The sequence below is a fragment of the Embleya sp. NBC_00888 genome (assembly GCF_045207655.1).
Taxonomy (GTDB): Bacteria; Actinomycetota; Actinomycetes; order Streptomycetales; family Streptomycetaceae; genus Embleya.
Genome location: NZ_CP108784.1, coordinates 4,617,228 through 4,639,456, shown reverse-complemented (window position 1 = coordinate 4,639,456; position 22,229 = coordinate 4,617,228). Strand labels below are relative to the sequence as shown.

The window sequence follows — 22,229 nt, the reverse complement described above, 5'->3', positions numbered from 1 at the left end:
TCAGGTGTGGAGGCTTGGGCGTCGAGGCTTGGGCGTCGAGGCTTCAGGTGGGGAGGCTTGGGCGTCGAGGCTTGGGCGTCGAGAATCAGGCGTCGAGGATCTGGCCCTGGCGGGTGACGACCGGCGGCTGTACCGACCACGGGAAGTTGATCCAGTCGTCGGTGTGCTTCCACACGTACTCGCACTTCACCAGCGACTGCGGCTTCTCGTACACCACGGCGCAGCGCACCTCGGCGACATTGCCCTCGCAGAAGTCCCGGACCAGCAGCAGCGTCTTGCCGGTGTCCGCGACGTCGTCCGCGATCAGCACCTTCTTGTTGGAGAAGTCGACCACGTCCGGCACCGGCGCGAGCATGACCGGCATGTCCAGTGTGGTGCCGATCCCGGTGTAGAACTCGACGTTGACCAGGTGCAGGTTCTTCACGTCCAGCGCGTACGCGAGCGCACCGGCCGCGAACACCCCGCCCCGGGCGATCGACAGGATGATGTCGGGCTCGTACCCGTCCTCCGCGACCTGCATGGCCAGCTCGCGCGTAGCTTGACCGAAGAGCGGCCAGGTGAGGTTTTCGCGCACGTCACTCATGTCCGGGTATGCCTATCTTCTGTTCGGGGGTTCGCGGTCGCGGTGCCGACGCGGTCTCGGGTGGTGCTGCGGTCTCGGGTGGTGACGCGGTTGCGCTTGCGGGTACCGACTCGGTTGCCACCGTCTCGACGGCCACCGTCTTGTCGAGCCGCCCGGTCGTGCGGTCTAGTCGCGGACGTTCGTCCGGTGGAAGTCCTTGAACGAGCGGGACGGGGTCGGCCCGCGCTGCCCTTGATACCGCGACCCGTACACCGAGGACCCGTACGGGAACTCGGCCGGCGACGACAGCCGGAACATGCACAACTGGCCGATCTTCATCCCGGGCCACAACTTGATCGGCAAGGTCGCGACGTTCGACAACTCCAGCGTCACATGCCCGGAGAACCCCGGGTCGATGAACCCGGCGGTGGAGTGTGTCAGCAGCCCGAGCCGCCCGAGCGAGCTCTTCCCCTCCAACCGCGACGCCACGTCATCCGGCAGCGACACGACCTCGTACGTCGAGCCCAGCGCGAACTCACCGGGATGCAGGATGAACGGCTCGCCCTCGGGCGGCTCGATCATGCGGGTGAGATCCGGCTGCTCGACGGCGGGGTCGATGTGCGGATACTTGTGGTTCTCGAAGACCCGAAAAAACCGGTCAAGTCGAACGTCCACACTCGACGGCTGAACCATGGCCGGCTCGTAGGGATCGATCCGAACCCGACCGCAGTCGATCTCCGCGCGAATGTCCTTGTCCGATAGAAGCACGGGGAAAGGGTAATCGCAGCCACCCGGATCCACCCAAACGCGCGACCGCCCTCGCGCCCCCGATCCCCTCCGCCCCCTCACCCGAATCGGTGCTGCGACCACGCGCGACGATCCGGTAGAGTGACGGGGCAGGGCTCCCCATGGGGCGCCTGATGCGGGCGTAGTTTAATGGTAGAACATGAGCTTCCCAAGCTTAGAACGCGAGTTCGATTCTCGTCGCCCGCTCCGTTCACGAAGGCCCAGGTCACGGACATGATCCGCAGCCTGGGCCTTCGTCGTTCCCGGGCTCGCTACGCCTCGCGTGCCAGATCCGTGCCAGATGCGCGTTGATCTTGAGGCTGGAACTTCTTGATCCGCTTCGCGATGGCGTCGGCGATGGCTTGGTCTCGGCCGGCCCGGGCGTGCTGGTAGATCAGGGCCGCGCGGGAGGTCGACTGGCCCATGCGGTCCATGAGCTCGCGGAGGGTGGCGCCGGTCTCGGCGGCGAGGACGTTCCCGGTATGGCGCAGATCGTGGAAGTGGAGATCGGTCACGCCGAGGTGACGGGTCCCGCGTCGCCACACCCGGGTGAAGTTGCAGCGGCGCAGGGCTGCACCCTTCGGGCCGACGAAGAGCAAGCCGTCATCCTCCTTCTCGGCGAACCACTCCACGTGCCGACGGAGATCGAGGAGGATCGGCGCTGGGATGGTAACGGTGCGCTTGCCGGCGGCCGACTTCGGCGGACCGGTGACGCGCTTGCCGTTGCTCATCCTCGATGGCGGAGACCTCGATGCGGATGGTGCCCGCGTCGAGGTCTACATGGTCGCGTCGGAGCGCGGCGAGTTCGCCCCAGCGCAGGGAGCCGAAGGCTGCGAGGAGGACGAGGGCCCGGTAGCGAGGGCCGACGCCGTCCGCGAGGGTGAAGACCTGTTCGAGGGTGAGGATCGGGCGTTCGGGAGCCTTCTCGTCACCGCCGCCCTTGATGCCGCAGGGGTTGCGGCGGATCAGGCCGTCGTCCACGGCGGTGTTCATGATCGCGCGCATGAGTCGGTACGACTTGGCGGTGGTCGACAGACCGAGGCCGCCTTCCAGGCGAGTGGCACGCCAGCGGCGTACGTCGGCCTCCTTGATCGCTGGGATGGCCGCCTTGCCGAAGGTGGGCATCAGGTGAAGCCGGAGCAGGATGCTGTACAGCTCACGTGTGCGCGGCCGGAGGTTCGGCCGCTCCTTGATCCAGGCCGTGGCGTAGGTGCCGAAGACCATGTCACCGCGTGGGTCGATCCAGTCGCCGCGGCGCATCTCCGACTCGGTGTCGGTCAGCCACTCTTCGGCGGCCGTCTTGGTGGCGAAGGTCCGGTCTGCGGTGAGCAACTTCCCGTCCGGGCCGGGGTATCGCGCCTGCCACTTCTTGGAAGGCAGTTGCCGGACCGCGCCGAAGCGACGACGCCTTCCTTTGTTGTTGGCCATCAGGCGGCCCTTCTGTGAGTCGTACCGGACTCGACACGCCCGGCTGAGATGAAGGCTTCGACCGCGTCCGTCGGTATGCGGACGTGGCGGCCGATCCGAACGAAGGTGATGCGTCGCTCTGCGATGAGGCGACGGACAAAGCGCTCGCCGACGTTGAGCCGGTCGGCGGTCTGGGGAACGGTCAGGAGCCGTCCGGTCTTGTTGATCACGGGATCAAGTCCCCTCGCAGGTCAGGACGGTCAGGTCGATTCCTGTTGGGGCCCGTATGTGAGGGGACCTCGGCGGTGTTGTCTCGACACCGTTGGGCGTTTGGTCGGTGCGAGCCGGCCTGTGGCGGCCGTTGCCGAATATTGGTCGGGTGGTGCGTTGGTCCGGTCGGGTGCGGGGGGAGCCGTCTTGCGCACCCGACCGGGGTGTGTGGGTCAGGCCGCTTCGTCGTGTGCGGCGAGGTGATCCAGCTCGGCACAGAGGCCGTTGGCGAGGAGCGCGGCCAGGCGGTGGACTGCGTCGGCGGGGACGGGGCCGAGGTTGACCAGGCCGTCACCGTGGACGTTCACTTCCGCCTTGAGCGCTCCGAAACCGTCGTCCAGGCCGGCTGTTGTGAGGCGTTTGGCGAGTTCGGTCGTGGCGTTGTTCGCCGTGCGCCAGCCACGGACGTAGGGGATGCCGGCGTGTAGAACCTCGGCAGGTGGTGCGCAGGTTCGAGCGTTGTCGGCTGCGGGGCGCATGGCGATACCTCCTGTCAGGCGGGGTTCTTCTCTGCTGTGGTGAGGAGTTCGGCGAGCCTGGTAGCGGCTTCCGGCGTGGTGCGGCCGAGTTCGACGAAGCCGTGGCCGAAGGCGTTGACGTCGGCACGGAGGTAGGGGAAGTGCTCGGCGAGGCCGACGGCGATCAGGACGTCCCGCAGGGCGACGACGGCGGACCGCGCTTCGTACCAGGCCGTGGTGTCGATGGGCGACCAGGAGGCCGCATCCGGTTCACTCATCGTCCGTTCCCTCGGCTGCGGCAGACAGGTTGCGCGAGGCGATCAGGAGATGACCGACGAGAAGCGCGACCGCGTCCCGTTCGAGAGTGGATTCCTCGGTGGGCTTGCTGAGCCACTGGTAGCGATCCCCGGTTTCGACACCCGGTCCGGGGACGAGGAGGTACCCGCCGAGCGAGAGGTACCGGTACGGCACGTCCCCACGCAGGACCGTCAACGCGCCCGCGAAGAAGGGCTCTCCGACCGGAGCGACGAGGAAGGCGACCTTTCGCGCCCGGTGATCAATGGCGGACGGCGGAGCCTGGGAGCCGAGCCGCCGGTACCAGTCGACAGCTTCGATCCCCAACCGATCCGCCACGACGACCGCGTCGAAGACGTGGCCGGTCGCCCACAAACGAGGCCCCCGAGGGTGCTCGGTCCCGTCCGAGTTGCCCATGGCTGCGAGCAGCCAAGCGCCGGCGGATTCACTCGCCTGACGAAGCGTCATGTTCATCTCCCGAAGCCCGCCGGTCGCTCCGACCGGGCACCACCAAGGTGCGCCGGCGGCACCGGTCCGAGGCAGACGGCAAGGGATGGCAAGGGGTGACACGCCCTGTCACCTCAGCCCACGCCAAGCAAGATCAACTCACTGCGACTCTTTGACGACGCTTCGTGTGCGCGAGCATGATGGCTGAATCTGGCTCCGCTTCAGGGGAGGCGATTCGTGGTGCCAACCACCACGCCGTACCGAGCCGATCTTCTGCGCGCGGCTCGTGATCGCCTCGGCTGGAAGAAGCCACGTCTCGTCTACGCCCTCCGCCAGGCCGCCGCGCAGGAAGGCCGCTCGCTGCCCACCGACACATCACTATTGCGGAGCATCGCCCGGTGGGAGAACGGCCAGACACACCCGACCGACTATGTCGAGTTGCTGGTGAAGGTCTACGGCGAACCGGCCCACCGTCTCGGGTTGGCCGATGTCCCGGCCACGCAGGAGACTCCCGGAACGGCCTACCCCACCACCCCCATCGGCGGAATCGAGTCCCTCGCGGCATTGTGGCGCGCCGATCTCGCGCCCGGTAGCGACGTGCAGGCGCTGTCTCCCGACCCGGCTGCCTGGAACGCGGCACCACTCGCGTGGCTGGTCTCCGGCGGGCAAGAGCAGTTGCCGAATTCCCGAACACGCACGCAAGTAGGCGCATCAGACGTCGAAACCGTCCGCGCGACCGTCGACGTGTACGCCGACCTGGACAACCGCTTCGGAGGCGGACACGGCCGCCGGGCCTTGATCCAGTACCTGGACGGCGACGTTGCCGAATTACTGACCGCCCACAGCACGGAGCCCGTTGGCCGAGCCCTGTTCGCCAACCGTCGCCGAAGCCACCCTCCTCGCGGCATGGATGAGCTACGACAGCGGCCACCACGGCTTGGCCCAGCGCTACTTCATCCAGGCCCTACGCCTGGCCCAGACCGCCGCGGACCGCCGCCTTGCCGGAAGCATCCTCTCCGCGATGAGCCACCAGGCCACCTACCTCGGCCGCTTCACCGAAGCCGCCAATCTTGCCCGCGCCGCGCAGCTCGGCACCACAGGGCACGCGACCCCGACCCTGACCGCCCAGTTCCTCGCGATGGAGGCCCGAGCCCTCTCCCGCCTCGGCGACCACGCAGCCTGCAACGCCGCCCTGACCCGAGCCACCACGATCTTCGAACGCAACAATCCCGGCGAAGACCCGGAGTAGATCGGCTACTTCGACCAGGCGGAGCTATCCGCCGAACTCGGCCACTGCTTCCGCGACATGCGCCAGGCCCAACAGGCCACCACGTACGCGGAACTCTGTCTCGGCGGCACCGACGGCCGCTACATCCGCAGCGACTTCTTCGCGACGATGGTTCTGGCCGAAGCACATCTGGCAGCCGGTGAACTCGAACGCGCATGCCGAACGGCGTTGGACGCCCTGACCATCGGCCGCCAACTCAAGTCCGCCCGCTGCGTCTCCTACCTGGCTGCTTTCCGCAAGAAGCTGGACACGCGCAGCGACTCAACCGCAGTTGCCGAATTCCTGGAAGAGGCCGCCGGCTACCGCCTGTGGCAGCAAGCCGCAGCCTGAACCACCCTCAGAACGGCTTCCAGCCGTGCCGGTCCCCACCGGACCGCAGGTCTGAGATCCGCCGCTCGACCTCCGCCGAGACCTCGGCGTCACCGGCCATATTCTGCGTCAACCACGCGGTCATCATCAGCTCACGCATGTCCGCCAGCACCGGGTAGCCGTACCAGTTCATGACATCGAACCCGTACGCGTTCACGAACGCCTCATACTCGGCCCGGGTGTGCCACCCGTACCGCTCGTAGTACATCGCCGTCAGCACCAGGTCCCACTCGCGCGGCCCGAGCGCGAACCCGTCCAGGTCGATCAGGACCGCCCGCCCGGCATCGTCAACAAGCGCGTTCCCGACGCTCGCATCCCCGTGCACCAGCCCGAACGGAAGCACGAACTCCAGAGCGTCATACCGCTTCCGCAATTCTTCGGCCCGCTGCCGAAGAAACCCACGGTCGTCATCGTCCAACGCCACCGCGGCGTCGATCCGCCCCCAGGTCGCCGCCAACGGCTCCAGATACGGCAGCCCTAACGACGCCGGTTCCTCCAGCCAATGCAACCGCCGCAGCAACTCGGCCAACGCAACCACGCCAGCGAAGCGCTCATCCTCAGCCACAAGCTCCCAGAAGGTCACCACCCGCCCATCGATCACGAGCGGTTGCCGAATCCGCGACGTAACCCGCACCGCCGGGAACCCCACCTCGGCAAGCCACCGAGCCGCAGCCACAGTCCGCTCATGCTCATCAACCCGGTCCGCCGACCGAGCCACCCGCACCACAACAGGATCGCTTAACCGAAAGACAGCGTTCTCCCCAAGCCGCAGCAGAGACGCCCCCTGAGCGCTCAGCCCAGCCACAGCACACGCCAAGCCCAACACCTCCCGAGCGTGCTCCGCAGTAAACGCCCCACCGGCCCCAGACACCCCGCCATCCGCCATACCGCGAAGCTACCCGCACCAAGCCCCAAGCCGGCCAGCCAACGCCACCCAATCGACCACTGCCGAACTTGGCTCTACTAGATCAAGGGCGCGCCACCGGCCAGCCGGCCAAGGCCCGCCGCGCGTGCGGCGTGGCCGCCGGTCACGGCGGTCCCCCACCGCCCGGGCGGCAACATCCGTGGTTGCCTGCCCGAGCCTCAGAGTCTTTAGCGTTCCTCGGTAGGCGGGGCCGCCGGAGCAAGCTCGGGGCCCGCGATGAGAGAGACAGATGGGGGGAGGTGCACCCCACCGACGCTGTCCGGTTACTAGCCCCGCGTAGGCTCCCGCCCCGCCAATCAAGGAACGTCAAGCATTCCAGGCCGACGACGCGGCTGAAGCACTCTCAGCGCCCACCGAAAAATGCTGCGGCGATGGATTCCTTCCGGAATGATGAGTGAGCACACCGCACGCTAATCAGCGACACTTATTGGGAGATTCATGCCATCAACGGCCATGGCGACGTACGACCGGCTGCGAACCGACGTCGACACGCTCTTGAACTACCATCCCGCCATCGTTGATCAGAAATCCGGGCGCCCGCCGGGTGACACTGGCCCCTTACTCAGGGCCGCAATCGTGCTGATCTATACAGCATGGGAGAACTATTTCGAAAATGTTATTGAAGAAACCTTCAACAAGATTCTTACGCATATCGACGATGATCACACACTGCTTCCCCATCACTTGCGCGACGTGGTTGCCAAGCATGCCCAAAAAAAGAACCCTTGGGATATTGTGGGCAATGGATGGCAGACAGTCGCCCGGGACCATGTGGCCCTACAGATAGCCGCCCTAAATACACCTAATGCAACCAACGTGGAACTATTCTCCAATCAATTCCTGGGAATCCCAGGATTGCTCGGGAAGCTGAAATGGAAAGGGCATTTCGCAGATAGGATTCGCATACATCTCGACTCGCTCACCCACGATATCCGGGGTGAGATTGTCCACAAGGGTCAAACGCCGGGTCCACTAAACCTAGGCGGAGTTCGCGATTGGACGAACTTTGTAACTAGGCTGGCAGAACTGACGGATGCGGCCGTAAGTCGCGAGGTTGTACGCATCTATGGGTTCAATCCGTGGCCATAGCTTGATCGCCGCGATGATCCTCAAGATCAAGCGTCAATTCGGCATCCAAAACTCATCCGAATCCCGTGCAGAGCGCTTGTCAGGCACCAGCCAGCAATCCGCTCCGACGTCGTGTGCACGGACGCAACGGAACAAGAGCGCGGGGCGCTGCCCCGGACCCCGGCCCTCTCTCGGAGGGGTGGGCAAGCCGCTCATGCTGTGGTTCGTGGGTGGTCTTGGGGTCTGGGGGTTCCCTCCTCGATCGGGCACCGGAGGCGTACCCGGAACCTCGGAGGGGCGCAACGGCCGAGCGCGAGCGTCACGGTGTGAGCCGTTGCGCCCCTCCGGGAACCCGGATGCGTGCAGGCATGCCCGATCGAGGAGGGAACTCCAGACCGACCACCCACTTGTGGGACGGATGCAGGCCCGGGCGGGTGCCAGATGCGTGCCAGAACGGGCAGAGGCTCGCGGTAATCCAGGGGCACTGTCGGGCTATCGAGCCGTGGAAGCCAGCCAAGGCGCGCGGCTGATCACGGGGCATTCTGGCGTACCGATGGACCGGCGCTTCCCAAGCTTGGAACGCGAGTTCGATTCTCGTCGCCTGCTCCGGAAGTGAAGGCCCAGGTCACGGACATGGTCCGTGACCTGGGCCTTCGTCGTTCCCAGCTCGCTACGCCTCGCGTGCGGGGTTCGTGCCGGATGCGCGTCGATGTCGGCCCTGAAGCTTTTTGAGCCGCTTCGCGATGACGCCGGGAAGCGGCTTGGCAGCGCCACTGCCGCCTTCGACGCAACGTCCGGCCTTACCCGTTACACATTTACCCTGAGCCGATGCACCGTGTTTCCGGCAGTGGTGGCGCTGCGAGGCTTGCCGGGGAGCCCGGTCAGCAGGGATTGACCTCCACGCGTCGTTGAAGTCGCGGGGGCGCGACAAGCCGACCGAGTCGTCGAACGGGTTGCCCGTCGGGCGACCGGCTTGAAGGTCACCACCGGGTTGTCAGTGAGCAATGCGACTGTGAAGTGCCCTCCCAAGGCCCGTCCCAGGCGGAGCAGTGTCCAGTGTGGTCGCCGGTCGGCCGCCGTCCTCACGACGGCGGATGACCCGCTCGTTCATCCCCACGCGGCGGGCGAGTTCTGCCTTCGTCCAGCCGAGTGCAATGCGGCGGTCGTAAACGGCTTGGGCCATCGCGTCACCGAGCGCGGCCTCCGCGTACGCCTGGTCGAACTCCTCGACCTCGCCCGTGGTCATCGCATCCGCGTGGGACGTCTCGGGGACGGGCTCGGCAGCGGCCTTCGCGGCCCTGCGACGCATTGCCTCACGCGCATTCATCGTCCTGCCTCCGTCAGTCATCTCGTCCGTCGCCGTCGATCTTCCCGGTTTGCCACGCTGGGTGACAGTTGTCGGCGGCCAGTTGGAAATCCTCAGTGACGGCCACTTGGTGGGGAGGTATCCGGCCGCCGGCGGTCACTCTGCGTCGCCGGATGTTTCGTCGTTCTTGATCGGTCCCGGCGGAAGCCAGGGCCTGGCTCTGGTGGAACCTGGATGGTGTTGTTGCACCTGTCGTAGCGGCATGTGGTGTGGTCGAGGCACCACAGCACGAAAGGCTCTGTCTGATGTACCCCTCCATCACGCCTCCCCGCCAGGTCAAGATCGGTGATGCGGCCGCGTTCGCCGGGACCACCCCACGTGCCATCCGCCATTACCACGAGATCGGGCTGCTGCCGGAGCCGGAGCGAGGCGGAGACGGCCGCCGCCGCTACGGCTACGACGACATGATCCGCCTGCTGTGGATCCGCAAGATGGCAGCGGTCGGCATCAGCCTGGACGATATGCGGGCCGCCTTCGACGAAGCCCGGGACATCGAGGAGATCCTGAGCAGGCTGGAGGAAACCTTGGCGGCGCGGGAGGCCGAAATCAAACGTCAGCGCGCGGCTGTCCAGCGCCTGCATGCGGTGGGCAGCCCGCTGGGGCTGCTCTCCGAACTGGTCACGGACCGGCTCGGTCACCTGCCCCCGGGCGCACTGCGCCCCTCTGACCTGGACGCCCTGCTGGTCACGGAACGGGTCTTCGGCCCACTGGGCGCCGCCATCCAAGCCGGCGTGTTCATCGTGCTGGCCACTCACCCCGACCTGAGGGCCGAGGACGACCGTCTCGACGCCGCCGAGGCCGCCCTCGACGACGGCGTCGATCCCCACGACCCACGCGTCGAAGAACTCGCCGTACAGCGATGCGCCCAACACATGGCCCTGGAGCAGGCCGGCGAGGCAGCCGGGCTGGATGCGGCCGAGGAGAAGCTCTTCGAGATCTACGACGCCGACCTGAAAGGGGAGGAGGACACACAGATGAGCGCCTTCGAAGCGATCACCAAAATGCCCTACGACTTCTCCCCCGCCCGGATGCGCTGTATGGAACGCACGGCACAACTCCTCGCCGACGCCCACTCCGCAGACCACTGATCGCCTGTGCCTGGCACCGATGTGGCCCGACAGCCGGTCGCGTCCATCCGCATACGACTGGTCGCATCAGACGTCGAGCCCGGGCCGTAACCAAGAGTGACTTCACAACTGGCCGTACGTGGTGATTCCGAACTGGCCGCTGACAGACAGTGAAGCGCATCGACCTTCGTCGTAGAGCACGGGAGCCGCGCTTCAGCCTGGAGGGCTGCCGTGACGGATGCGTGCCGGAACGCGTGGGGATTCGCGGTCGGCAGGGGGTACTGACGGGCTGTCGAGTCGATGGCACGGGGCGAGGATGCGGGGCTGGTCAGGGCGCGTTTGCTGGCATCACTGGAACGGCGCTTCCCACGCTTGGAACGCGAGTGCGATTCTCGTCGCCCGCTCGTGAGGCTGAGGCCCAGGTCACGGACATGATCCGTGGGCTGGGTCTTTGTCGTTTTCGGGCTCGGTGCGGATCGGGTGGCGGGGCGTGTTGGGGGGTGATCGGTTGGCTGTGCGGTGGGTGGATGTGCTCAGGCGCCGAGATGCGGGCGGGTCGCGCAGGTCGGCTCACGACTTGCGGACGCCTCGGCCTGCCTGACGCGGCCCACGTGTCGGGCCGTCGGAGGTGCGGGATGGGCTTCATCGCCCGACGTCTCGGGTCGTGGGGTCCTGGTGCCGGGACGCGGAGCGGAAGGTGCCGGGGGCGTTGTTGGGTGCGGCGGGAGAAGGTGCGGGGGCGCGGGAAGCCGGCGGCGATGACGACAGTGGGCCGAACGAGCCACCGATCAGTCGGGCCAGCTCCAAGTGGCGGGGTGGCACGGGTGATTGCGCCTGGTGTTGTCGTGCCACTTCGATGGCGGCCGTCGACGCGACGTTGCGCCCGGCCGGGGGTGGCGTGGTGGGGGCGGGACCACGTGCGGTCGACGGTTGTGCCTGATCCCGAGCAGGCGCGGGCGTCGTCTTCGTCCTGTGAGCGGCTGTCGAGGCCTGGCCTTGGGTCGGTCGCCGTGCGGGATCCCGGTGCGATCGGACTGCGGGCTGGTGCGGTCGGGCCGCGTGCCGGCCGGAGTGGGCGAGGGCCTTGCGATTCGCCGGCATAGGCCCCATCACCGGGAAGGCGCGTTCGCAGTGCAACTGATGCTGCGCGGCCGACAGGGTGTGCGCCCGCCCGCGCCATTCCTGCAAAATCGCCCCGCTTCCGGGCTTGAATGGGGCGATCGCGCTGCCGAGACGTTCGGTGATGTAGGCGTTGGCGGAATTGGCCCCCGGGCCCTCCATGACCACGTTGTCGACCGCGTACGCGGGTACCTCGTCGGCTGTCACGGTCATACCCGGGCTGTACCACAACACCTGGGTCAGATCCTCGAGAGTGACCAGGCCGGCGGGTTTTCCGATTTGCCCACCGATAATTTCCCGGAGATCGTCGTACATGGAATTTGGATAATCTGGGAGAACGCCAGCATTTCTCCATTCGGGATGGGCATTCATCTCCATCACATGCGCCATCTCGTGAGCTCCGATCCGAATGCCCATGACTTTTGGATCCAAGTCTCGCTGCGAGAGCGACTGCAACGTCTCACGTTGTTCAGGGCTGGTCCAATAGTCGCTGAGGACGACCGAGACACCCAGGTTGACCCAGTTCCATTGCTCGCTTCCTTTCACCGGAACATCCGCTGGAAGAGTCAGGGTCATAGCGCCGTTGTCCCGCTCCCATTCGGCACCCTCCGATGCGTAGACATTGAACGGCAGTATGTTCCCGCGAGCGCTCGTCGAAAACAATTCGGACGTTCGGAGCATCCCGTCCGCCATCTCATGAAGCGTCCTGATGTCGCCGTTCCGTGGAAGCTCGGGCCTTTCTTGTAGACCATCCGACGCAATGGCGGACGGTCGGCCCTCGGCGGCTTCCAGGGCTGCCACCAGATCATCCTGGCGCCCGAATACGTGAAACTCTGGCAACATCGAGAATTGGAAAATCTCATCAAGGTGGCGCTTCAGGGCACGTGCGACCTCGCGGTGGGTTGTGGCCGCGTAGATCTCGAGAAATCGAGAGCCACTTTCGTTGTTCACGTCACACTCACTCGGGAATCGGGTCTTGGGGCGACGGGGCCGTTGTAGGGGTTGCGGCGCGACTCGGGAGGTGTAGGTGCGGTGGTCAGGGCATGTGGGTCGTTTCGTGTGCCGATCGTGAGGCGGTACCGGATGCACCGGGTCGGGAGTACCGCAGTGCCGGAAGCCGGTTCGGGCTGCTCGGGCTGATCGGGCTGATCGGGCTGATCGGGCTGCTCGGGTTCGGAGCGGTCACGCGCTGGGCGCCTCGCGTCAGGGTCGGCCGTGGGTTCTCGCCTTGGAGGAACGGATGTTGGTGGTCGCGTTGTACTTTGCGGACGCACCTGACCACACGTCAAGCCGGACATTTGTTCGACATCCTGCACGCAGGTCTTGGCAGGTCTCGGGCGCGTGCCAGCGTGCGGGCGGGAGTTTGGGGTGGGGCGTGGTGTGGCGTTGGGCGGTGGTGGGTGGGTTGGTGATGTTGGGTGGGGTGGGTGGGGTGGTTGGGGCGACGGTTTTGGTGAGGGTTGGAGGAGTTGGTGGTCGGGATGATGCGGGCTGTCGTGTTGAGTGGGCCCGGGCCGGTCGGGAATCTTGTGGTTCGGGACCTGCCGGTTCCGGAGGTGCGGGCCGGGTGGGTTCGGGTTGCGGTTCGGGCGTTTGGGCTCAATCGGTCGGAGTTGCATACGCGGCTGGGGTTGGCGGAGGGGGTCAGCTTTCCGCGGGTGCCGGGGATCGAGGCTGTGGGGGTTGTGGACGCGCTTGATCCGGCCGATGCGGGGTCTGGGCCGGCGGTCGGGCAGCAAGTGGTGACGATGATGGGGAATATGGGGCGGACCTACGACGGTGGGTACGCGGAGTACACGTTGGTGCCGGTGGGGCAGGTCATTCCTTTTTCGTCGGAGTTGCCGTGGGATGTGATCGGAGCGGTACCGGAGACGTTGCAGACGGCTTATGGGTCGCTGACGACCGGGCTGGATTTGGCCGCCGGGCAGACTCTGCTGGTACGCGGGGGGACTTCGTCGGTTGGGTTGGCTGCCGCCGCGTTGGCCAAGGGACTCGGGGCGACGGTTTTGGCCACCACTCGCAAGGCCGGGAACGTGGATGTGCTGAAGGCGCAGGAGGTCGACCACGTTCTGGTCGATGACGGGGATGTGGCCGGCGCGGTGCGGGCCTTGTATCCGGCCGGAGTGGACGCGGCGCTGGAGTTGGTGGGTACGCCGACGTTGCCGGACACGTTGGCCGCCACGCGGGTGCACGGGACGGTGTGTTTCACCGGGATGTTGTCCAACGAGTGGCTCGTGCGCGACTTCTATCCCATCGGGTATCTGCCGAAGGGGGTTCGGTTGACGGCCTATGGGGGCGAGAGCGGTGATCTGCCGGGTGAGGTGTTGCAGCGCTACCTCGACGAGATCGCTGCGGGGCGGATTTCGCTGGGGCCGACGCACGTCTATCGGATGGACGACATCCGGCAGGCCCATACCGACATGGAAATGGGCCACACCGTGGGCAAGTTGGTTGTGCTGACCGGTCGGTGAGCGAGCGTGACGGGAGTGGGTGTGACGGGTCGTGGGTGCGACGGGGTTCACTCGTGGAGGCAAGCGGCGTCTACCGCTCGTGGCGGGCGCGGGGTGGGGCCGAGGAGTCCGGGGCGGGCTGGGGTGAGGGAGGGGGTGCGGGTGCGGGGTTGAGGGTGGGTGGGGTGGTGGAGAAGCGGGCGGTTTGGGGGTCTCGTTCGTCACCGAAGTGGTGGGTGAGGATGCTGTAGAGGTCGGGACGGCGGCCCTTGAGCCAGCGGCGGCCGGTGGACATCGGGATCAGGGACAGGTCGATGTCGGCGGTGACCATGGTGTCCTCGGGCGACCAGGTCTCGGTGAGGATTCGGCCGTAGGGGTCGAGGATCATCGCGTTGCCGGTGCGGACCTCGTCGTCGTCGCGGCCCACGCCGTTGCTGAAGATCAGGGCCAGGCCGTTGTCGTGGGCACGGGCCGGGAGCCAGCGCAGGAGCCAGGCGCGGCCGCTCTCGCCGCGGAAGGCCGCCTCGAGCGCGGCGGGGTCGCGGTGGCGGGCCTCCCACAGGGCCATCGGGATCGGGCGCATCGCGTGTGGGCTGCGTGAGGCGGTGCCGCCGGTTTGGTGCGGGGCGATCAGGATCGAGGCGCCGAGGAGCGCGGTGGCGCGGACGTTCTCGACGAGGTTGTTGTCCCAGCAGATGAGGACGCCGACGCGGATATCCCACGGGGTGTCGAAGACGGTGTAGCGGTCACCGCTGGAGATGGCCTCGTGTTCGAAGGCGTGGAGCTTGCGGTGGCAGTGCACTCGGCCGTCCGGCAGGCAGACGGCGTACGCGTTGTAGAGGCGGCCGTCGGCCTCGTCGATTTCGAGGAAGCCCAGGCCGGCGGCTGTGTCCAGGTCCATCGCGAGCCGGCGTACCCGCGTGACGGACGGGCCGGAGAGTGGCTCGGCGAGTTCGCGCAGGCGTTCCGGGGTGTGTCGGCGCAGGTGCCAATAGCCGAGCAGGCACATCTCGGGCAGTACGACCAGGCGGACTCCGTCGGCGGCGGCCTCGCGGACGAAGTGTTCGACGCGGGCGAGGTTGTACGACTTGTCGTCCGGGCGCGGCTCGAACTGTACCGACGCGCACCGCAGGGTTTGCTCCATCGATCACTCCCGATTTCTGGTCATGTAGTCGATCCGACCGGGTCCGGTTCGGCTACATGCGCTCCGGTTCGGCTTGGTTCGATTCGGTTCTGTGTTCTCTCATCACAGTCGGGAGCACCGGCTGCGGTCCAATGAATGTTCGGTGCGCTTCGATAACCCGATGGAATGGAAGCCGATCTAGGCTTCGGGCATGGACGTGCGGTTGCTGCGGGCGCTGGTGGCGGTGGCGGACTGTGGTGGGTTCGGGGTTGCGGCAGGGCGGTTGTCGATCACCCAGCCCGCGTTGTCGAAGCAGATTCAGGCGCTGGAGGCGGAGGTCGGCGGCGCGCTGTTCACGCGTGGGCGGCGAGGGGCCGAGGCGACCCGGCTCGGGCAGGCGCTGTTGCCGGAAGCGCGGGAACTGGTGCGGCGCGTCGACGCGTTGAGCCGCCGCGCCGCGCAGTTCAAGCGCGGGGAGGCCGGGAGTCTGGCGGTCGGATTCGGCCTGTCCGGGATCGATCTGGCGCCACAGGCCGTGGCGGCCTTTCGGCGGCGCTTTCCGGGGGTCGAGATCACGCTGGAGGACATGTCGTCGAACGCGCAGGTCGAGGCGGTACGGGCGGGCGACCTCGACGTGGGGTTCGTACGGCTGCCGGCGCCGGAGGACCTGGGGCGGCTCGTCGTACTGGCCGACACCCTGGCGGTGGCCTCACCCGGGGATCAGGATCCACCGCCGACGGATCCGGCGGGGGTCGCCGCGTGGTTGCGCGGGCGGCCGGTGGTGCGGCTGACACGGGCCAAGGGGCCGGGGCTGGTGCGGCAGATCGAGCTGTTCGAGGAGGAGTTCGGGGCCCGGCCGGAACCGGTACAGGAGGCCTCCGACCTGCAGACGGTGCTTGCCCTGGTGGCGGCCGGGGTGGGTGCGGCCCTGGTACCGGCGGGCGCCGCCGACATCGCGTCGGCGACCGTCACGGTGACGCCGATCGAGTCCGAGGGTGGGTGGGGAGGCGGGTCTGCCGGTGAGCGCGGGACCGGGTCCGGCGGGAGGTCCGCCGAAGGGTCCGGAGGTAGGACCGGAGGTAGGGCCCGTGGTGGGGCCGGTAGTGGGTCGACCGGCAGGTCGGACGCGGTTTCCTGGCGGATCGGCGCGGTCTGGGATCCGGCACGGGCCACTCGGGTACGGGACAACTTCCTCGCCGTCGTCCAGGAACTCGCGGGTCGGCGCGACGAACTCGGCCGGGAGCGCGACCGAGGGGCCGCCGACCCGGAGTCGACGTGGTCGGCGGCCCGGAGGAAAACCGGACGCAGCCCACGACGCGGTGGGTGAAAGGCCGGCGGTCCGGTGGGTGACGTTTACGTGTGGGCCGGGGTTCGGACGTGGCAGGGCACCGCGTCCTGGCACTGCCTCCGGGTCGCCGCGTACGGGGCCGCATGCGGCCGCCGCGCCGCGTCCCAAGTCCTCGCGTCCCAAGTCCTCGCGTCCCAAGCCCTCGCGTCCCTAGCCCCCTCATCCCAGGGCACCGCGCCCAGGGCACCCCGTCCAGGGCCCACACCCCCAGGGCACCGCGCCCGGATTGCCGCGCCCGAGGCGCCGCCGTCGGGGTTACTTCTTGGCGAGGCGGGCTCGGGTCAGTTCCGGGGTTTCCGGGGAGCGGGATTCGACGGTGGTTCTGAGGTCGGCGAGGGTTTGGGTGGCCAGTTCGTGGCGCCAGGCGAGGTCGGCTCGGGACATGGCCTGGGCGATGGCGCAGGAGGTGCGGTAGTCGGCGGTGGGGTCGGCGTCGGGGCCGTTGTGCAGGATTTGTTGGCAGCGGAACGCGGGGTCGGGGCCCTCGATCGCGACCACCACGTCCATCAGGGTGATGTCCTTGAGGGCGCGGGCGAGGCGGAAGCCGCCTCGTGGGCCGGAGGTCGAGGTGACGATGCCGGCGCGGGCCAGGGCCTGGAGTTGCTTGTTCAGGTACGCGGCGGGCAGGCCGTAGAAGGCGGCCAGTTTCGTGGCCGTGACGGCCGTACCCGACTCGGCCCATGCCAGGTTGAGGCAACTGTGCAGCGCCCACTCCACGCCTTCGCTCATCTGCATATGCTGGACGCTACCCATCCAGAATAGCCGGAACAACCCCCACTCCCCCGATCGGCCGAGGGTCAGAGCGGGTGGGCGACGAGTTGCAGGAGCCGTCTGACCCGGGCCGCGCCGTCGAGCGGCGCCGGGTCGGTGCCGGTACGGCAGTGCCGGCAGAGGTCGCCGGGCGTCAGGTCGGGGCCGGGGCGGCCGCAGTCGGCGCATTCCACCAGGCGGGGGCGGCGCGTCTGGGGTGGGATCACCGGGTGCTTCGGGGCCTTGGTGAGGCGGTAGTGCAGCAGACCGGTCTTGATGGTTCGGCCCGGTGGCGGTAGGTCTTCGGTGAGTTCGCGAAAGACCTCGGCCTCGACGTGGGTGTCGCCGCCGGCCAGGCGGTCCACCAGGAACGGGACGAGGGTGCGCAACTCCCGCTCTTTGAAGGCCAATCGCTCGTCCACATCGGCGAGGGAACGGAGCAGCGCGAGCGCGCGCACGGCGGGATCGTCGACGGCAGCGACGGTGGTGGTGGCATCGGGTGCGGCAGGTGCGGCGGCGGACTCGGGAGCGTCTCCGGCCGTGCGCGGCCCGGACCACTCGGTGAGACGGCCTAGCATCCGCCCGGTCGCCGAGTCCCGTAACCGCTTGGCCACCGCGATGCCGGCCTCGGTGAGTTCACGAAGCACGCGGCGGGCGATGTGGGCGCCCACGCCGAGGAGTTCGCGGATGGTGTCGACGGTGAGGGGCGTGTCCGCGGGCATGACGTGGTAGCGGAGGGCCGCTTCCAACGCGCGCCCCGAAAGGCCACCATATTGGGCCAACACGGTGACGACGGGGTCCTGGACAGGGGTGGGGGCATCGATACGCTGGGATACAGCCATGGCGAGGGTACTTCCTCGTTCGGTGGTCAGGCCCTCGCATCGGTGTTCGTTGCACCAGCGGGGGCCGACTTACGTTTTGGATACGGGGAACAGCAGACAGTGCCAACGCGGTTACCGTCAATCACCCTCCCGAGTGATCTTCCCCCACCCAGAGCCGGCCGCCGCCCGAAGGGGCGGCCGGCCTAGTGGGTCCTAGAGAACACCGCGTCCGCACAACGGAAGACCGCACTTACGGGCTGACCTCGGCACCCGGGCCGATCCCCGGACCACCCCTCCGTACAACGGATTTCATGCGCGTCGGCAAATCCACCCGACGGGAAATCGGAGGCGGCGCGACACGTTCAAGGCGCGATCGCCGATCGGTATCCCGGCCGGCCATCGACAACAACGCGCCCCGCGGTGCCTCCCCCGCGAACACGCCGCGGCCCTCGCCGGCCCGTGGGGACCACCGAGGGCTCGGGGCGGCGGCGACTTCCGAGGCCTACCGGGTCCAGCGCGGGTCGCCGGCCATCGCTTCGAGTTGCTCGAGGGTCAGTACCGGTTCGTCGCGGGACGGCCTGTGTGGGCCGAGTTCGGGTTCGAACAGGGCCCCCTCGATGTCCTCGTCCGCGGAGGTCATGACCGTTCGGCCGCTGGAGCTGTTCCCCGCGTCGACCCACACCGTGCGCCCGTCCGGGTAGCGCACTGCCGCGCGCCACTGGACGAACCCGGGCGGCGCGTTGCCCACCGGCTGCCGTGCGGCGAAGGTCGTGGTGCCGTCGGGCAGGGTCCGGGTTCTGCAGTCCTGCGCCGGGATCCCGTCGCAGGACTGCAGCGGCTCATCCGTGATCCGCACGATCGCGCTGACGCCCGACACCCCTCGCGCGTCCGTGATGATCATCGACGCGCCGTAGTCCGGCTCACCCTTGGCCGTGATGTTCAGCCCCGGGGGAAGCACGCTCTCCAGGATCGCCAGCATGCGCTTGTCCGGTGTGGGAAGCGCGGTGACGGCCTTCTCCCAATGTGAGTCCGTCACGATCCGGGTGAGGTCCGCGATCGACAGTCGCGGATCCTCCTTGATCCCGATGGTGCCCTTGTCCGAACCGATGTGCTGGTCGCGGGCCCCTCCGCTGTAGACATCCGCCGCGATCCGGCCGCCGTCGGGTCGATCCAGGATGACCCGCCAATGCTTTTGCCGCTCCTCCCCCCACGCGTCGAGGTGCGTCTTGGCGACCGTCAGTTTCGAGCCGTCCGGCCGCTTGGTGGCCTTGCACTCGTCGTAGGGCTTGCGCCCGTCGACGGCGCCACAGTCGGTGAGCCTGGCGTCGGGGGTGTTCGGTGCCGGGCGCGACAGCTTGACCCGTACGCCGGTCGCACCGGTCCCGTCGCGGTACACGAGCTGCGCGGTCGGGTTCTTGGCGATCATCGGCGGGTCCTTGGGCATGAGCTGCGACCCCGTACCGAGGGCGTCGCTCACCTCCCCCTTGGCCGGCAACAGGCTCGTGAGCACGGAGATCATCTGATTCCCGGTCACCGGCCAACCCGTGGGCAGGTCCGCGTCCGGGAGGGTACGGCGGGAGGCCGGCGACCCGTCGGCCGCCAGGCTCCGATCGAGCGCCACCCCGCCGCCGACCACGGCAACCGCCATCGCGCACGCGGCGGCACCGATCCGCAGGCGCCGGACCCGACGCAGTCGCCTGCCGCGGGCCAGGCCCCGGGAGATCACCTCGGGGTCGTGCTCCGGGAACGTGTCGGCCAGCGTGCTCAACGCGCCGGGTAGATCCCGCTCGAAGTCGCGGTCCGGGTCGGGAACTTGCCGATCCGGACCCCGGGAGGTCCAGCCCGGGTGGTCAGCGGCCACGATGCGATCACCGGTCCTTTCGGTAGGAGTACGAGAGCTCAGCGAAGATGCGGAAGACATGGGAGTGAAGGTGGGATGTGTCCCTCGACACCCGAAGCGCGGAAGCGCGGCAGGGTCGCAACGACCGCACGAGCGCGGACGACCGCTCGAAGTCGGTCCCGTCACGCCCGGTCGAGGGCAAGTCCCGCCAGTTGATCGCCGAGCAACGCCCGAAGCCGGTCCAGGGCGCGATGCGCGCGCACCCGTACCGCTCCCTCGGACATGTCCAGCGCGTCGGCGGTCTGCTCCACGGATCGGTCCTCCCAGTAGCGCAGGACCAGCACCGCCCGATCCTTCGGCGCGAGTGCGGCCAGGCCGTCCAGGAGGGTGAGCCGCAGCTCGGGATCCCCCGTCGGGCGGACCGCGTGTTCGGGCACCGAGTCGGTGGTGCGCTCGGTGGAACTCTTGCGGCGCTGCTGTTCGATGTAGCCGCGGACCAGGGTGGTGTGCGCGTAGGCGAACGGCCAGTCCATCCGGCTGACCTTGCGCCATCTCGGGTAGAGCTTGCCCAGCGTCTCCTGGAGCAGGTCCTCGGCGCCGTGCCAGTCACCCGAGGTGAGCAGGCACGCGGTACGGAACAGCCTGCGGCTGTGCGTGGCGGCGAACTCCTGGAAGCTCGCGTCGCTCGCGCCTGCCATCCGATGCCCCCGTTCGTCGACGTCACCAGGGGAATGGGATGGGCCCGTCGATCCGTTACAGCCCGCCCGACCGCGTTCCTGGTTTCCGGTGCCCATCGGCTTGGGCAGGCTCGAGGCGCGCGTACCCACGCGGTACTTCGGAGTTGGGGAGAGGCGACCAGATGGCCAGGATCAAGGGGAGCGTGAAGTGGTTCAACGAAGCCAAGGGGTTCGGCTTCATCAGCCCGGAGGACGGCAGTAAGGACGTCTTCGTGCACTTCAGCGCGATCCAGGGCAACGGCTTCAAGACGCTCGCCGAGGGCCAGACGGTCGAGTTCGAGGTACAGGACGGCCAGAAGGGCCCGAGCGCCGCCAACGTGCTGGCCATCTGACGCCGCCGACCGGGACACCCCGATCGTGGCCACGAGGTCGGCTCGCCGATCCGTGGCCGCGACGGTGCGAGACCGCGCCCGGTGGGCCGCAAGCTCTACGCCAGGTACCGCTCGATCGTCTCGACCTTCGCGGTCAGCCCGTCGACGACGCCTTCGCGGATGTCCGCCTTGAGCACCAGGCTGACCCGATTCGAGTGCGCCTTGACCGCCTCGACAGCCGCCTTCACCACGGCCATCACCTCGTCCCACTCGCCCTCGATCGAGGTGAACATCGCGTCGGTCCGGTTCGGCAGTCCGCTGGCTCGCACCACCTTGACGGCTTCCGCGACCGCCTCCCCGACGTCTTCACCGACACCGAGCGGGGACACCGAGAACGCGACGATCACGACAACACCTTCCGCAGCCCGAACAACGACGCCCCCAGCCTAGGCCGAGGCCGGCGCCGCTACGCGACCTCGAAAGCGGTCCGCAGCGCGCGGCGGATGTCCGCCGTCGCGCGGCGCGAGACGTCGGCGGCCGGGATCGCGTTGGAGCCGTGGAAGGTACCGGGCCGGTGGTGCAGTTCGACCCGGACGCCCGCGCGGATCAGCCGGCCCGCGTACTCGATCGCCTCGTCGCGCAGCGGGTCGAGTTCGTTGGCGGTGATGTACGCCGGCGGCAGGTTCGCCACATCCTCGGCCCGAGCCGGGGCCGCGTAGGCGGTGGGCTCGGCGCCGGCCAGGTAGTACCGCCAGCTCAGCGCCGCCTGACGGCGGTCCCACAGCGGCGCCGACTCGAACTCGAGCATCGACGGCGTGTCCAGGCGGTCGTCCAGGACGGCGGTGTCCAACACCTGGTGAACCAGCGCCGGCCCACCCTCGTCCCGGGCCCGCAGCGCCAGCGCCGCGGCCAGGCAGCCGCCCGCGCTGACCCCGCCCACCGCGATCCGCGCCGGGTCGCCGCCGAACGAGGCCGCGTGCTCGGCCACCCACCGCAGCGCCGCCCACGCGTCCTCGAAGCCGGCCGGGAACGGATGCTCGGGCGCGAGCCGATACTCGACGCTCACCACGACGCAGCCGACCTCGAGCGCGGTCGCCATACAGCCGCCGTCCGAGCTGTCGATGTCGCCGAACACGAAGCCGCCGCCGTGGAACCACAGCAGCACGCCGAGCGAGCCGTCCGGACCGGCTGCCTCGGCCGCCTCCTTCGGCGTGTAGATCCGCACCGGGACGTCCCCGGCCACGATCCGGTCCTCGACCAGCAGGCCGTCCGGGCGCTGCACCGGCTGGGTCCGGGCCCGCTGCGCCGCGCGGAAGGCGACCGGGTCGGTGATGTCCACCATCGGCAGGTACGGGAGGACCGCGAGCAATTCGGGGTCGATGCGGTGTTCCATGCCGCGGAAAGTAGCAGCGCACGCCGCCAA

General features: G+C 68.1%; 25 protein-coding genes and 1 tRNA gene. 8 read left to right on the top strand and 18 right to left on the bottom strand.

Translation table 11 applies throughout. The features are described from left to right. Positions 1-85: 85 nt before the first annotated feature. Entirely contained in the window at positions 86-583 is a 498-nt protein-coding gene (locus OG948_RS19495) for a phosphoribosyltransferase (RefSeq protein WP_395867950.1), read from the bottom strand. Positions 584-748: 165 nt separating this feature from the next. Beyond that, entirely contained in the window at positions 749-1,330 is a 582-nt protein-coding gene (gene dcd / locus OG948_RS19490; protein WP_020557430.1) for a dCTP deaminase, read from the bottom strand. A gap of 154 nt (positions 1,331-1,484) precedes the next feature. On the opposite strand from dcd, the gene OG948_RS19485 reads away from it, so the two are divergent. Beyond that, positions 1,485-1,555: transfer RNA gene (locus OG948_RS19485), tRNA-Gly, on the top strand. Positions 1,556-1,620: 65 nt separating this feature from the next. On the opposite strand, the gene OG948_RS19480 is transcribed toward OG948_RS19485, so the two are convergent. The 6 genes from OG948_RS19480 to OG948_RS19455 form a co-directional block, all read right to left on the bottom strand. Further along, complete coding sequence (locus OG948_RS19480) at positions 1,621-1,980, bottom strand: tyrosine-type recombinase/integrase (RefSeq protein ID WP_406297749.1); 360 nt, start codon at positions 1,978-1,980, stop codon at positions 1,621-1,623. After that, entirely contained in the window at positions 1,952-2,776 is an 825-nt protein-coding gene (gene xerC / locus OG948_RS19475; protein ID WP_406297748.1) for a tyrosine recombinase XerC, read from the bottom strand. Before xerC ends, OG948_RS19480 begins: the two co-directional genes overlap by 29 nt. Further along, positions 2,776-2,982 (bottom strand): excisionase family DNA-binding protein, encoded by a 207-nt coding sequence (locus tag OG948_RS19470; protein ID WP_360323887.1) that lies wholly within the window; start codon positions 2,980-2,982, stop codon positions 2,776-2,778. Before OG948_RS19470 ends, xerC begins: the two co-directional genes overlap by 1 nt. Positions 2,983-3,198: 216 nt before the next feature. Next, entirely contained in the window at positions 3,199-3,504 is a 306-nt protein-coding gene (locus OG948_RS19465) for a hypothetical protein (RefSeq protein ID WP_406297747.1), read from the bottom strand. Positions 3,505-3,518: 14 nt separating this feature from the next. Continuing rightward, positions 3,519-3,761 (bottom strand): hypothetical protein, encoded by a 243-nt coding sequence (locus OG948_RS19460; protein ID WP_406297746.1) that lies wholly within the window; start codon positions 3,759-3,761, stop codon positions 3,519-3,521. Further along, positions 3,754-4,245, bottom strand: a complete 492-nt coding sequence (locus tag OG948_RS19455) for a hypothetical protein (RefSeq protein ID WP_406297745.1) — start codon at positions 4,243-4,245, stop codon at positions 3,754-3,756. The genes OG948_RS19460 and OG948_RS19455 overlap by 8 nt, the downstream gene beginning before the upstream one ends. 889 nt (positions 4,246-5,134) lie before the next feature. Here OG948_RS19455 and OG948_RS19450 point away from each other — a divergent pair. Both OG948_RS19450 and OG948_RS19445 read left to right on the top strand, forming a co-directional pair. Then, a complete protein-coding gene (locus tag OG948_RS19450; protein WP_406297744.1) occupies positions 5,135-5,473 on the top strand; it encodes a hypothetical protein in 339 nt (112 codons plus the stop codon). Positions 5,474-5,530: 57 nt separating this feature from the next. After that, positions 5,531-5,842, top strand: a complete 312-nt coding sequence (locus tag OG948_RS19445; RefSeq protein WP_406297743.1) for a hypothetical protein — start codon at positions 5,531-5,533, stop codon at positions 5,840-5,842. Positions 5,843-5,849: 7 nt separating this feature from the next. Here the strand turns inward: OG948_RS19445 and OG948_RS19440 are convergent, their stop codons facing one another. Next, complete coding sequence (locus tag OG948_RS19440) at positions 5,850-6,767, bottom strand: phosphotransferase (protein ID WP_406297742.1); 918 nt, start codon at positions 6,765-6,767, stop codon at positions 5,850-5,852. Between the two features lie 492 nt (positions 6,768-7,259). Here OG948_RS19440 and OG948_RS19435 point away from each other — a divergent pair, with 492 nt between their 5' ends. Beyond that, a complete protein-coding gene (locus OG948_RS19435) occupies positions 7,260-7,895 on the top strand; it encodes a HEPN domain-containing protein (RefSeq protein ID WP_406297741.1) in 636 nt (211 codons plus the stop codon). Between the two features lie 973 nt (positions 7,896-8,868). Here OG948_RS19435 and OG948_RS19430 read toward each other — a convergent pair. Then, positions 8,869-9,201 carry a helix-turn-helix domain-containing protein gene (locus tag OG948_RS19430; protein ID WP_406297740.1) on the bottom strand — a complete coding sequence of 111 codons (333 nt, stop codon included), beginning with the start codon at positions 9,199-9,201 and terminating at the stop codon, positions 8,869-8,871. A 284-nt stretch (positions 9,202-9,485) separates the two neighbouring features. On the opposite strand from OG948_RS19430, the gene OG948_RS19425 reads away from it, so the two are divergent. Continuing rightward, positions 9,486-10,328, top strand: a complete 843-nt coding sequence (locus tag OG948_RS19425) for a MerR family transcriptional regulator (RefSeq protein WP_406297739.1) — start codon at positions 9,486-9,488, stop codon at positions 10,326-10,328. A gap of 621 nt (positions 10,329-10,949) precedes the next feature. On the opposite strand, the gene OG948_RS19420 is transcribed toward OG948_RS19425, so the two are convergent. Beyond that, positions 10,950-12,377 (bottom strand): hypothetical protein, encoded by a 1,428-nt coding sequence (locus OG948_RS19420; protein WP_406297738.1) that lies wholly within the window; start codon positions 12,375-12,377, stop codon positions 10,950-10,952. A 530-nt stretch (positions 12,378-12,907) separates the two neighbouring features. Between OG948_RS19420 and OG948_RS19415 the strand changes: the two genes are divergently transcribed. Then, positions 12,908-13,897, top strand: a complete 990-nt coding sequence (locus OG948_RS19415) for a zinc-binding dehydrogenase (protein WP_406300300.1) — start codon at positions 12,908-12,910, stop codon at positions 13,895-13,897. A 70-nt stretch (positions 13,898-13,967) separates the two neighbouring features. Here OG948_RS19415 and OG948_RS19410 read toward each other — a convergent pair whose 3' ends face one another. Beyond that, entirely contained in the window at positions 13,968-15,020 is a 1,053-nt protein-coding gene (locus OG948_RS19410; RefSeq protein WP_406297737.1) for a nitrilase family protein, read from the bottom strand. Between the two features lie 190 nt (positions 15,021-15,210). Here OG948_RS19410 and OG948_RS19405 point away from each other — a divergent pair, with 190 nt between their 5' ends. After that, a complete protein-coding gene (locus tag OG948_RS19405) occupies positions 15,211-16,326 on the top strand; it encodes a LysR family transcriptional regulator (RefSeq protein ID WP_406297736.1) in 1,116 nt (371 codons plus the stop codon). A 276-nt stretch (positions 16,327-16,602) separates the two neighbouring features. Here OG948_RS19405 and OG948_RS19400 read toward each other — a convergent pair whose 3' ends face one another. The 4 genes from OG948_RS19400 to OG948_RS19385 form a co-directional block, all read right to left on the bottom strand. Then, entirely contained in the window at positions 16,603-17,082 is a 480-nt protein-coding gene (locus OG948_RS19400) for an RrF2 family transcriptional regulator (RefSeq protein ID WP_406297735.1), read from the bottom strand. A gap of 62 nt (positions 17,083-17,144) precedes the next feature. Next, positions 17,145-17,939 carry a hypothetical protein gene (locus OG948_RS19395; RefSeq protein ID WP_406297734.1) on the bottom strand — a complete coding sequence of 265 codons (795 nt, stop codon included), beginning with the start codon at positions 17,937-17,939 and terminating at the stop codon, positions 17,145-17,147. A 481-nt stretch (positions 17,940-18,420) separates the two neighbouring features. Further along, complete coding sequence (locus OG948_RS19390) at positions 18,421-19,779, bottom strand: hypothetical protein (protein WP_406297733.1); 1,359 nt, start codon at positions 19,777-19,779, stop codon at positions 18,421-18,423. A gap of 161 nt (positions 19,780-19,940) precedes the next feature. Then, a complete protein-coding gene (locus tag OG948_RS19385; protein ID WP_406297732.1) occupies positions 19,941-20,456 on the bottom strand; it encodes a SigE family RNA polymerase sigma factor in 516 nt (171 codons plus the stop codon). Positions 20,457-20,617: 161 nt separating this feature from the next. Between OG948_RS19385 and cspE the strand changes: the two genes are divergently transcribed. Continuing rightward, entirely contained in the window at positions 20,618-20,827 is a 210-nt protein-coding gene (cspE, locus tag OG948_RS19380) for a transcription antiterminator/RNA stability regulator CspE (protein ID WP_406297731.1), read from the top strand. A 95-nt stretch (positions 20,828-20,922) separates the two neighbouring features. On the opposite strand, the gene OG948_RS19375 is transcribed toward cspE, so the two are convergent. Beyond that, complete coding sequence (locus OG948_RS19375; protein ID WP_395867931.1) at positions 20,923-21,213, bottom strand: MTH1187 family thiamine-binding protein; 291 nt, start codon at positions 21,211-21,213, stop codon at positions 20,923-20,925. A gap of 59 nt (positions 21,214-21,272) precedes the next feature. Beyond that, positions 21,273-22,199 carry an alpha/beta hydrolase gene (locus tag OG948_RS19370; RefSeq protein WP_406297730.1) on the bottom strand — a complete coding sequence of 309 codons (927 nt, stop codon included), beginning with the start codon at positions 22,197-22,199 and terminating at the stop codon, positions 21,273-21,275. Positions 22,200-22,229: the final 30 nt, after the last annotated feature.

What these genes read in the sequence shown, in the direction of transcription:
- OG948_RS19405 (WP_406297736.1), top strand. Translation starts at nt 15,211, where the DNA reads ATGGACGTGCGGTTGCTGCGGGCGCTGGTGGCGGTGGCGGACTGTGGT.
- cspE (WP_406297731.1), top strand. Translation starts at nt 20,618, where the DNA reads ATGGCCAGGATCAAGGGGAGCGTGAAGTGGTTCAACGAAGCCAAGGGG.
- OG948_RS19460 (WP_406297746.1), bottom strand. Translation starts at nt 3,761, where the DNA reads ATGAGTGAACCGGATGCGGCCTCCTGGTCGCCCATCGACACCACGGCC.
- OG948_RS19430 (WP_406297740.1), bottom strand. Translation starts at nt 9,201, where the DNA reads ATGAATGCGCGTGAGGCAATGCGTCGCAGGGCCGCGAAGGCCGCTGCC.
- OG948_RS19385 (WP_406297732.1), bottom strand. Translation starts at nt 20,456, where the DNA reads ATGGCAGGCGCGAGCGACGCGAGCTTCCAGGAGTTCGCCGCCACGCAC.
- xerC (WP_406297748.1), bottom strand. Translation starts at nt 2,776, where the DNA reads ATGGCCAACAACAAAGGAAGGCGTCGTCGCTTCGGCGCGGTCCGGCAA.
- OG948_RS19410 (WP_406297737.1), bottom strand. Translation starts at nt 15,020, where the DNA reads ATGGAGCAAACCCTGCGGTGCGCGTCGGTACAGTTCGAGCCGCGCCCG.
- OG948_RS19465 (WP_406297747.1), bottom strand. Translation starts at nt 3,504, where the DNA reads ATGCGCCCCGCAGCCGACAACGCTCGAACCTGCGCACCACCTGCCGAG.
- OG948_RS19495 (WP_395867950.1), bottom strand. Translation starts at nt 583, where the DNA reads ATGAGTGACGTGCGCGAAAACCTCACCTGGCCGCTCTTCGGTCAAGCT.
- OG948_RS19455 (WP_406297745.1), bottom strand. Translation starts at nt 4,245, where the DNA reads ATGACGCTTCGTCAGGCGAGTGAATCCGCCGGCGCTTGGCTGCTCGCA.
- OG948_RS19435 (WP_406297741.1), top strand. Translation starts at nt 7,260, where the DNA reads ATGGCGACGTACGACCGGCTGCGAACCGACGTCGACACGCTCTTGAAC.
- OG948_RS19400 (WP_406297735.1), bottom strand. Translation starts at nt 17,082, where the DNA reads ATGCAGATGAGCGAAGGCGTGGAGTGGGCGCTGCACAGTTGCCTCAAC.
- OG948_RS19450 (WP_406297744.1), top strand. Translation starts at nt 5,135, where the DNA reads ATGAGCTACGACAGCGGCCACCACGGCTTGGCCCAGCGCTACTTCATC.
- OG948_RS19395 (WP_406297734.1), bottom strand. Translation starts at nt 17,939, where the DNA reads ATGGCTGTATCCCAGCGTATCGATGCCCCCACCCCTGTCCAGGACCCC.
- OG948_RS19415 (WP_406300300.1), top strand. Translation starts at nt 12,908, where the DNA reads ATGATGCGGGCTGTCGTGTTGAGTGGGCCCGGGCCGGTCGGGAATCTT.
- OG948_RS19425 (WP_406297739.1), top strand. Translation starts at nt 9,486, where the DNA reads ATGTACCCCTCCATCACGCCTCCCCGCCAGGTCAAGATCGGTGATGCG.
- OG948_RS19445 (WP_406297743.1), top strand. Translation starts at nt 5,531, where the DNA reads ATGCGCCAGGCCCAACAGGCCACCACGTACGCGGAACTCTGTCTCGGC.
- OG948_RS19370 (WP_406297730.1), bottom strand. Translation starts at nt 22,199, where the DNA reads ATGGAACACCGCATCGACCCCGAATTGCTCGCGGTCCTCCCGTACCTG.
- OG948_RS19440 (WP_406297742.1), bottom strand. Translation starts at nt 6,767, where the DNA reads ATGGCGGATGGCGGGGTGTCTGGGGCCGGTGGGGCGTTTACTGCGGAG.